8 protein-coding genes and 1 pseudogene are annotated in these 8986 nt (G+C 33.6%); 3 read left to right on the plus strand and 6 right to left on the minus strand.

Annotated features, from left to right (window positions below; translation table 11 throughout):
• Nucleotides 1–29 precede the first annotated feature (29 nt).
• Genes rnhB through ACKI5C_RS00800 form a run of 3 tightly spaced genes read right to left on the minus strand, consistent with a single transcriptional unit; the run spans nucleotide 30 to nucleotide 2424 of the window.
• Nucleotides 30–665 (minus strand): ribonuclease HII, encoded by a 636-nt coding sequence (gene rnhB, locus ACKI5C_RS00790; RefSeq protein WP_407431070.1) that lies wholly within the window; start codon nucleotides 663–665, stop codon nucleotides 30–32.
• Between the two features lie 44 nt (nucleotides 666–709).
• Nucleotides 710–1783, minus strand: a complete 1074-nt coding sequence (locus ACKI5C_RS00795) for a rod shape-determining protein (protein ID WP_296794532.1) — start codon at nucleotides 1781–1783, stop codon at nucleotides 710–712.
• A gap of 2 nt (nucleotides 1784–1785) precedes the next feature.
• Nucleotides 1786–2424: a hypothetical protein gene (locus ACKI5C_RS00800; protein ID WP_407431072.1), complete on the minus strand. Its 639-nt coding sequence runs from the start codon at nucleotides 2422–2424 to the stop codon at nucleotides 1786–1788.
• Between the two features lie 466 nt (nucleotides 2425–2890).
• On the opposite strand from ACKI5C_RS00800, the gene ACKI5C_RS00805 reads away from it, so the two are divergent.
• From ACKI5C_RS00805 to ACKI5C_RS00815, 3 genes are read left to right on the plus strand one after another with little or no spacing between them, the layout of a single operon-like run.
• Entirely contained in the window at nucleotides 2891–4054 is a 1164-nt protein-coding gene (locus tag ACKI5C_RS00805; RefSeq protein WP_407431074.1) for a DUF515 domain-containing protein, read from the plus strand.
• Nucleotides 4055–4092: 38 nt separating this feature from the next.
• Complete coding sequence (locus tag ACKI5C_RS00810) at nucleotides 4093–4815, plus strand: class E sortase (protein ID WP_407431076.1); 723 nt, start codon at nucleotides 4093–4095, stop codon at nucleotides 4813–4815.
• Entirely contained in the window at nucleotides 4816–5169 is a 354-nt protein-coding gene (locus ACKI5C_RS00815; RefSeq protein WP_407431078.1) for a dihydroneopterin aldolase family protein, read from the plus strand.
• Here ACKI5C_RS00815 and mfnA read toward each other — a convergent pair.
• From mfnA to ACKI5C_RS00830, 3 genes and pseudogenes are all read right to left on the minus strand, one after another.
• A complete protein-coding gene (gene mfnA, locus ACKI5C_RS00820) occupies nucleotides 5166–6326 on the minus strand; it encodes a tyrosine decarboxylase MfnA (protein ID WP_407431080.1) in 1161 nt (386 codons plus the stop codon). The genes ACKI5C_RS00815 and mfnA overlap by 4 nt on opposite strands.
• A gap of 50 nt (nucleotides 6327–6376) precedes the next feature.
• Nucleotides 6377–8653, minus strand: coding sequence for a phosphoenolpyruvate synthase (gene ppsA, locus ACKI5C_RS00825; RefSeq protein WP_407431082.1), 2277 nt, complete (start codon nucleotides 8651–8653; stop codon nucleotides 6377–6379).
• Nucleotides 8654–8766: 113 nt separating this feature from the next.
• Nucleotides 8767–8986, minus strand: a pseudogene (locus ACKI5C_RS00830) (transposase family protein); the annotation flags it as partial.

Below are 8986 nucleotides of genomic sequence, written 5' to 3' on the forward strand. Positions count from 1 at the left end.
ATATATTTTCATATACTTAAAAATAGCTATTATATTAATGTAGTCTGAACAGTTTTCAATTTTGCAATTGTGGACCAGGACTTTCGAACAAAATCCGGCATTTCATTATAAGTATAATTTGACAGGAATTCTTTAGTTGTAGGGTCTGAAGGATAACCTGAGCCAATGCCCCCAATATCTTCAAATTTTTTATTGATTTGTGCTATTGCCTCATCCCTAGTTTGTTTAGCTATGATTGAAGCTGCACTTACTTCAATATATGTATCATCTGCCTTATGTTCTGCCTTAACATTTTTACCTGTGGCATGAGCAAGTTTATCCTGAAATCTTTGAGGCTTTACATCAACAGCGTCAACAATAGCCTGGTCAAAGTCAAGTTTTTCTATTAATTCCTGCATTCCTTTTCGCTCAATTTCATTTAAGTTAACACCCTGAGCTCTTAAGTTATCAATATCGCGTGCTGAATAAATTACCGTATCCCATTCAAACATTTTTTTAAGTTTGCGTGCTAAAACTTCTCTTCTTTGAGGCGTTAATCTTTTAGAGTCTTTAACACCCATATTATCCAAAATAGATTCCTTGCGTTTATCGATTACAACGCCAGCAATAACAAGTGGGCCTAAAACAGAACCTCGTCCTGCCTCATCAATGCCTAAAATATCCATATTAATCAAAAAAAAGTAAAAAAAAGTGAAATAATTAATTAAAATTATTTCATTGCTCTTAAACGTACTTCCGGTTCTAATGCAAGTGGTTCTGCTGCAACAATAGCAGTTCCTTTTGCAACAACAGTCATTGGATCTTCAGATATTTCGATTGGAATACCGATTTCATCGAAAATTCTTTGTTTGATACCACGAAGTTTGGAACTTCCTCCAACTGCAACAGCATTGTTATATACACCCATCATCAGTTCAGGAGATAATCTTTCTAAAATAATATTCAAACCAACAACAATATCCTGCATGAACGGTTCGACTGCATCCGCTACAAGCATTGAGTCAATTACTACTTTTTTAGGTCTGTTAGTTTCTAAAGATTTTCCGATTACTTCTACACTTAAGTTTTCGAGTTGTTCTGAACAGTGCACCATTCCAACTTCTATTTTTGCAGATTCTGCATCATGAATACCAATTGCTACATCGTATTTTTCTGCAACAAGTTCTACTATTTTGTTATCAACGTCATCTCCACCACATCTTACGGTTTCAATATCATTAATACCACCGAGGGAAATGATTACAATATCAGTTGAACCTGCACCTATATCGACAACCATTGTACCATTTGGTTCTGCTATAGGAAGTCCAGCTCCAATAGCTGCTGCGAGACCTTCACTGATTACAAGAATATTTTGTGCACCTGCTTTTCTTCCAATTTCTTCAGCTGCATTTTTTTCTACTTCGGATGCATCACCAGGAATACCAATAACAATTCTTCCAACACGTTCTCCTTCGTTAATACCAATTTGCATTGCTTTAATAAGTAAAGCTTGTGCTTGTACAACGTTTTCAATTACACCTTTTTTAAGTGGTCTGACTGCAAGAATATCTTCAGGAGTTCTTCCTAACATTTTTTTAGCTTCTTCACCGACAGCTAAGACTTCACTTGGATCATCTTTTTTAACTGCAACAACAGATGGAATTTGGTATAAATCAAATTTGTCACCTGATGGTTTAGCTATAACTGTGTTTAAAGTTCCTAAATCTATCCCCAAACTGTTACTAATAACTCTGGTATCAACAACTTCTTGTTCTTCCTCATCATTTCCGAAAATATTCATGACTAATCCTCCGTTATAATATCTTTAAAATCTATAACAAATATTTTATTAGATGTAGCAATACTTTGAACCCTTTCAACGTCTTTATCATTTTCAACTGAAATAAGTATTGTGGATAAAACAACCTCATTCGCATTATAAAATGGTTTTAAAGCAGATTTAACAAATCCCGGTAGTTTAACACTGTCATTTATACCGACATCAATTACCCCAGTCGTCTGTGATTCTTGTAAAATCGCAAACGGAATTCTTGATTTTTCTATAATTTTGACAGCTTCTTTTATTTTGTCTTCAGGAGCAACAAAAACCATAAGATTTTCTTCTTTGTTTAAATAATAATGAGTGACTTTAATAAATGCCCCACCCTGAGAAGTAGAAACCTTTCCAAGGTTCTCAATCACTCTGAAATTACCATACAACATGATGAAATCATATTTTTTAGTAATTTTTCCTTCATTTAATACAACATGCTCCCTAAATAGAATCTTTACACTATTCTTAGACGCAATTGCTTTATACGCAATATCATCGATTAAATCGACGTTGCCTGCAATAACACACCAAATATCGTTGTCAATCGGCTCGTCATCGGATGTAATTCTGGCTGCTTGTCTAAGCATTCGTATATTGTCTTCTATCATCTAACTACTCGCAATTATATTAATATAAGTTCTAAATACATTTAATCAATAGTTAAATTAATTAAAAACCCTTTTTTAGCTTTAAAAAAATCGCTGAAATAAGGTACTATTAATTAAGGTCTAACAATATTAAATTACTTTAAATTCTTATATATATTTTATCTTTGATTAGAAATTTCTACTTTTTTAAGACAAAATTTAAAAATTAAAGCAATTTTTTAGATTTGATAAAAATCACTATTTTTTTAAAAATAACATCCATAATCCCATAATATGATTAAATAAGAATAATAATCTTTTATATAAGTTAAACTTAATAATAACAAGGATTATAGTAATATTAAAGTTTTTTAATGATTTTTAAATAAAAAATTTAAAAAAACTTCCAGAGTATTTGGATTTACAACTTTCACAGCATTAATTTATCCGAATACTCAATTTTACAAAAGATTAGTGAGGGTTTATCATGAAAAAAGAAAAAGATCGGCTTTATCCGAAAGGATTTGGTGAATTAAACGATTTAAAAAATAATGAAATTCCACGACCGAAACTAAAACCGGAAAAGGAAATAAGTGCAATTGAAGCTTTCAACAATAAATTAGGTTCATTATTTAAAAATAAAACCCCAGATAATATTAGTGATGAGAAAAAAAGAAAAATAGGCAAAATCATTACAACAATTATTATACTGACATTAATAATATCTGCATATTACTTTATAATTTATGAACCTGCACAGCAAGAACTGAACAAGGAAAAAACCTTAAAGATAAATGAATTGCATTCCCTTTATAAAGGACCCCTTGCAGATGCGGCAAATGCATTTACATTAGAAGATAAAATAAACGATGCTAAAAACGTCTATGAAGTTAAAAGTATCAATGTTTTTAAATATGCGACAAATGATTGGAAAAAATTTCATATAACAAGCATTAGGGCAAACACTGACCAGTTTAACCGTACCATGGCAGTTTATGAAAACACCTCCCGCAATGTCATAATGCCTGCAAGTGAAGCGGTGGAAACAGTAAACAACAATAATGCTGAAAAACTGTCTGAAATGACATTTAAAAAACCAGATACGGTATCCGTTCCGATTTTAGTATCCCGTCTTCAGGCAGGAGCAGGATTGATAAGTACCGGAAGCATTGTTGACATTTATCAAAGCAATAATGATACGACGTTTAATAAAACCCAGGATTTAAACAAAAGCGAAGCGGACGTTAGCGGATGTACGGTGCTGTCAATAATGAGATATGAAGACAATGGCGAGATTGAATCTGAATATTCAAAAGGAAATACAATAGTTGAGGGAAATAATACCCATCCTTCCGAAAATACAAAAAAATTCTCTTCAAATGTACTGGAAATGCTTAAAGGATCCCTTGTGCAGGGTTATGATGAAAAAACAACACTGGACATGCTGAGAAACTATGGTGTTAAATTATCCAATTATGAAAGAGAAATTAATTTGGGAGATTTGGATGCGGAATATATGCTTTTAGTTGAAGTGCCTCAGGATAAAGTTCCTTTAATCATAAATAATATGGACAGCATTATTTTAACAATCCCTACTGCAAAAGCACCCGACTGGATGGCAGGTGAAATTAATTCAACATATTCCAGATAGAAAAGTTATATTAATTAAATAAATATAAAAATGATAGTATGAAAAGACCAAGTATTTCAGCAATTATTGTGATTATTGCCATAATAGTAATAGGATTATATGCTGCAGGAGAAGTTAACTATTATGCTCACAAAAATGTAAGCCAAAAAGACATCACTTCTCCAGTCATAATGATTGACAAAGTTGGAATTAATGAAAAAATAAACAATCAATCCCTGGATTTAGGTGTTATGCTGGATGAAAAATCAGGAATACCAACACATGGAGACGTTATCATTTTCGGACATAGGACCCTTCAAGGATCACCATTCCTGAGGTTGAACGAACTTGAAAACGGTGATGCAATAACCCTGGAATGGCCGGGAATCGGTGAGGTCCACTATACGGTCATAAATAAAACTATTGTCCCTGCAACATATCAGCTGAACACAAATGAAAGCGGAGACCATGTTTTATTGATTACATGCGATCCTATTGGTTCAACAGAAAACAGACTGATTATTGAAGGTCAGCAGACCAACATCAGCGGAATAAATGAAAAAGTAATTACATCCAATCCGCAGGAGTCCAATGCTTTCATAATTGCAGGATTGTTTTTAATAATAGGTCTTGGAATATCATTTATTTTCCCAAAGGAAACAAGACCATATATTTTGGGAACAGTCTTAATAATATCCGCAATCCTGATTTACTTCTGTTTTAATCCAATCTCATCCCAGATAATATATGACAAAATAATCTTTTTAAATGGAGGAATTTGAATGGACGTTAATGAAAAATATTTCTCTAACATAACTGCCCGTGAACGAGCAATATTTGAAGGTGGAATTAGTATGGGTGCATTATTTCACCAGTTTGTAGGAACTCCTGTCAATATTGAAACAAAAGAAGGTCTGGAAAGAAGCATTGAGGAATCATTTAAATTGCAGCCTGCCATCGAAGATGTTGAAGTTAAAATTAATTTAAATGACAATACCGGCTTTGATTACATTTCACTTTCAGGAGATATGCTTGACGTTAGAATACATACCATAGTGGAAGACGTAAAAGCAGTTATCAGAATAGAATATATTGAGGAATTGAATTATCCATTGATGTATGTTGAAGAAATCTAATATAATTTCTCCAAATCAGCTAAAAATTCTTTCAAGTGAGTTTTGGTTACATGGTTCATTAAAACAATCCTGATTGCATTTGGACAATTTGCAACTGAAACTTTCCATCCATTTATTTTTTCCAATTCTTCAGACAACTTTTGCGGACTTTTAGTTGGATGATTAAAAGCAATGATATTTAATTCAGGTTCAACAATAACCTCATAACCAATTTTTTCCAAAGATTCCTTTAAAAAGAAAGTATTGTCCATTAATCTTGTGGCTAGTTTTGAATATCCTTTTCGCCCGAAATATTTCAAAAGACCATAAGTTGCTGCAGTAGAAGCACCTAAACGAGTTCCAACAATAGTTGATTGTGTTTTAACAGTCAGATATGGTGAATCAATAGCCATTACTTCCAAATATTCTTTTTTTCTAAAAATTATTCCCCCTGCAGGAATCGGTGCAAGACCCATCTTGTGAGGGTCAACAGTAATTGAACAAACTCCAGGCAGTTTAAAATCAAATTCAGGATATTCATAACCTGATTCTTTTAAAAAAGGTATTGAAAATCCACCAAATGCAGCATCCACATGAAAATAAATATTGTTTTCATGAGCAATTTTGGAAATTTCTTCTATCGGATCAATCAAACCCAATTCAGTAGTTCCTGCAATTGCAACAATAGCTACAGTATTTTCAGTAATCTTATCTTTAATGGATTCAACATCAATTTTATAGTTTTCATCCAAATCAGCCTCGACAATTTTAAGACACATCATATCGGCTGCTTTTTTAAATGAAAAATGAGCAGATTTTGGAAGAATAATTTCTCCATATTTAATATTTTTATATTTTCTTGCATGATTTCTGGCTGCTCTTATAGCCATTATATTTGCTTCAGTTCCACCAGTTACAATATTTCCATAAGCATTATCTAAATTCAATAATTTACCAATGATTTGAATTGTTTTATCTTCAATTGATTTGGTTCCCTTAAACAAACCGGGATCCCCTAGGTTACTGTCAAGAAATTTTATATAGATTTCTTTTCCAAAAGGATGGGCTTCAGTACACATTGAGCCCAAAATCCTACCATCAGAGTATTTTAAATCTTTTTGCTGAATTAAATCCAGTTCATTTAAAATTTCATCTTTATCTATCGGCAAATCATTCATAAAATCATCTATTATATGTTAAAATAAAAAAAAAGAAAAAAAGTAAAAAATTAGTCTAGACGCTTACGGGCAGCTTCTAAAATAATTTTTTGTTCTGCACGAGCAACAGTTTTTCTAACATCAGCTATTGCATCGGCATTGGAACTAACTGAAGTAATTCCAAATTTAACGAGTTTTTCAACGATATGAGGTACACTTCCAGCCTGACCACAGATACTGCAGGTTACGCCTGCTTCAGCACATTTTCTGATAGTTCTTTCTATCAATTTCATTACTGCAGGGTGTTCTTCAGTGTAGTGTTTTGCTACAAACTCGTTGTTTCTGTCAACTGCAAGAGTATATTGGGTTAAATCGTTGGTTCCTAAACTTACAAAGTCAACACCGATTTTCAAGTATTCATCAATGATGATTGCAGCAGCAGGAATTTCAACCATCATACCAAAGTCAACATCTTTGTGAGGAATGAATCCGACTTCAGCACATAACTCTTTAGCTTTAAGGAGTTCAGCAGGAGATTGTGATAAAGGAATCATAATACCGATGTTTGTGTATCCTTTTTCGTGCAATTTTTTAATAGCTTTGAATTCACATTTAAGGATTTCCGGTTGATCCAATTCTCTTCTGATACCTCTCCAACCGAGCATTGGATTGTGCTCACGAGGTTCGTTTTCTCCACCTTCCAAGGTAATGAACTCATCTGTAGGAGCATCCAAGGTTCTGTACCATACCGGTTTTGGATAGAATGCATCAGCTACTATTTGAACATTTTCAGCTATTGTATCGATTAATTCATGCTCTTTTCCGTCAGCAATGAATTTTCCAGGGTGAATACCTGCAGTTAACATCAAGTGTTCGGTTCTTAAAAGTCCAACACCATCTGCACCGGTTGCTGCCGCTCTTTCTGCAGCCTCAGGCATACTTACATTAGCTTTGACTTCAGTTACAGTTAAAATTGGAGCTTCAGCAGCTGCAGCTTGTGCAACAGGAGCTTCCTCTTTAACTTCAGAGATTCCTTCAAATACTAGACCTTTCTTACCGTCTAATGTAACACCATCATTTTCTTTCAATGTTTTAGTAGCATCACCGGTTCCTACAACACAAGGAATACCTAATTCACGAGAGATAATTGAAGCGTGACAGGTTACACCACCCTCATCGGTTACAATACCACTGGCCCTTCTCATAGCAGGTACCATATCAGGAGTGGTCATTGTTGTAACCATAACATCTCCTTCTTCGATTTTATCCAATTCATCAATGTCTAAAACGATTTTAACTACACCTGTTGCAATACCAGGACTTGCACCTAAACCTCTAACGAGAACATCACCGTCAACACTGGTATCAGAGTCTTCAGCAGGTTCAACATCACCTAAAGTTGTAATAGGTCTGGCCTGGAGCAGGAAGAGGTTGTCTCTTTCAAATGCCCATTCAGTATCCATAGGTTCGCCGTAGTGAGCTTGAACTCTTTTACCCATTTCAGTTAATTCAACAAGTTCTTCATCAGATAAAACACGTTCCATCCTCTTTTCTTCAGGAACATCAACTTTAATACTGGTACCGCTTTCGTCATTGGTATACATTACCTTTTTATCAGAAATTGTTACGTTAATAACTTCATTGTTTGCTTTGTCAACCTGATAGTTGTCAGGAGTTACGTCTCCAGATACAACTGCTTCACCAAGACCCCATGATCCTTCGATTAAAGCAATTTCTTCACCGGTTGATGGATTTACAGTAAACATTACACCAGCTTTGTCTGCAATAGCCATTTTTTGAACAACAACAGCAATCAATACTTTTGAGTGTTCGAAATCATTTTCTTCACGGTAGAAAATAGCTCTTGCTTCAAATAATGATGCCCAACATTTTCTGACATATTCAATTACTTCTTCATCACCGCTAACGTGTAAGAAAGTATCTTGCTGACCAGCGAAAGAAGCTTCAGGCAAATCTTCAGCAGTAGCTGATGATCTGATAGCTACATCAGTATCTTCTTCACCGACTCTTTGACAGAGCTGATTGTAAGCTTCTTTAATAAACATAATCATGTCATCTGGAATAGGAGTTTCAATAATAATAGATTTGATTTCCTCAGCAGCAGCTTGAAGAGCTTTGGTATCATTAATATCGATTTTATCCAAAATATCTAAAACTTTATCATTAATTCCAGTGTCTTCCATGAATTTTTGATAAGTTTCTGCAGTTACTACAAAACCTGGAGGTACAGGAATGCCAGCTTGGGTTAATTCACCTAAATTAGCACCTTTACCACCTGCAATTGCAATATCTGACTTATTTAAATCCTCAAATTTTTGTACGTACATGAAATATAACCTCTTGGTTTTAAAAATTGAAAAAGTTAAAACTTAGTCAATAATACTATTATTTTTAATTTCTATATTTAAAATACTTTTTCATGATATTTTTTATGACTCTTTCAAAAACTTTGTTGATTTTCAAAATCGGTTTTTCGATTTTGATTCCAAATTAAATCTCTGAGATATATTCGTTTTAACACGCCTCGTTTAGTCTTAAATGTTCGTTTTCTGGATTTTGGCATTGTTTTTTGAAAGGCATTTTCAATTTTGTTACTTGTTTTTTCAATTTTCTTATCTTTTAAGTGATGAATGAAGCTTTTATATCTTGGAAAGATTGAT

This window comes from Methanobrevibacter sp. (assembly GCF_045646045.1).
Classification (GTDB): domain Archaea; phylum Methanobacteriota; class Methanobacteria; order Methanobacteriales; family Methanobacteriaceae; genus Methanocatella.

Bases quoted from the DNA above. Each gene is read 5' to 3' on its own strand.
- rnhB (WP_407431070.1), bottom strand. From the start codon at position 665: ATGGATATTTTAGGCATTGATGAGGCAGGACGAGGTTCTGTTTTAGGC.
- mfnA (WP_407431080.1), bottom strand. From the start codon at position 6,326: ATGAATGATTTGCCGATAGATAAAGATGAAATTTTAAATGAACTGGAT.
- ACKI5C_RS00800 (WP_407431072.1), bottom strand. From the start codon at position 2,424: ATGATAGAAGACAATATACGAATGCTTAGACAAGCAGCCAGAATTACA.
- ppsA (WP_407431082.1), bottom strand. From the start codon at position 8,653: ATGTACGTACAAAAATTTGAGGATTTAAATAAGTCAGATATTGCAATT.
- ACKI5C_RS00810 (WP_407431076.1), top strand. From the start codon at position 4,093: ATGAAAAGACCAAGTATTTCAGCAATTATTGTGATTATTGCCATAATA.
- ACKI5C_RS00805 (WP_407431074.1), top strand. From the start codon at position 2,891: ATGAAAAAAGAAAAAGATCGGCTTTATCCGAAAGGATTTGGTGAATTA.
- ACKI5C_RS00795 (WP_296794532.1), bottom strand. From the start codon at position 1,783: ATGAATATTTTCGGAAATGATGAGGAAGAACAAGAAGTTGTTGATACC.
- ACKI5C_RS00815 (WP_407431078.1), top strand. From the start codon at position 4,816: ATGGACGTTAATGAAAAATATTTCTCTAACATAACTGCCCGTGAACGA.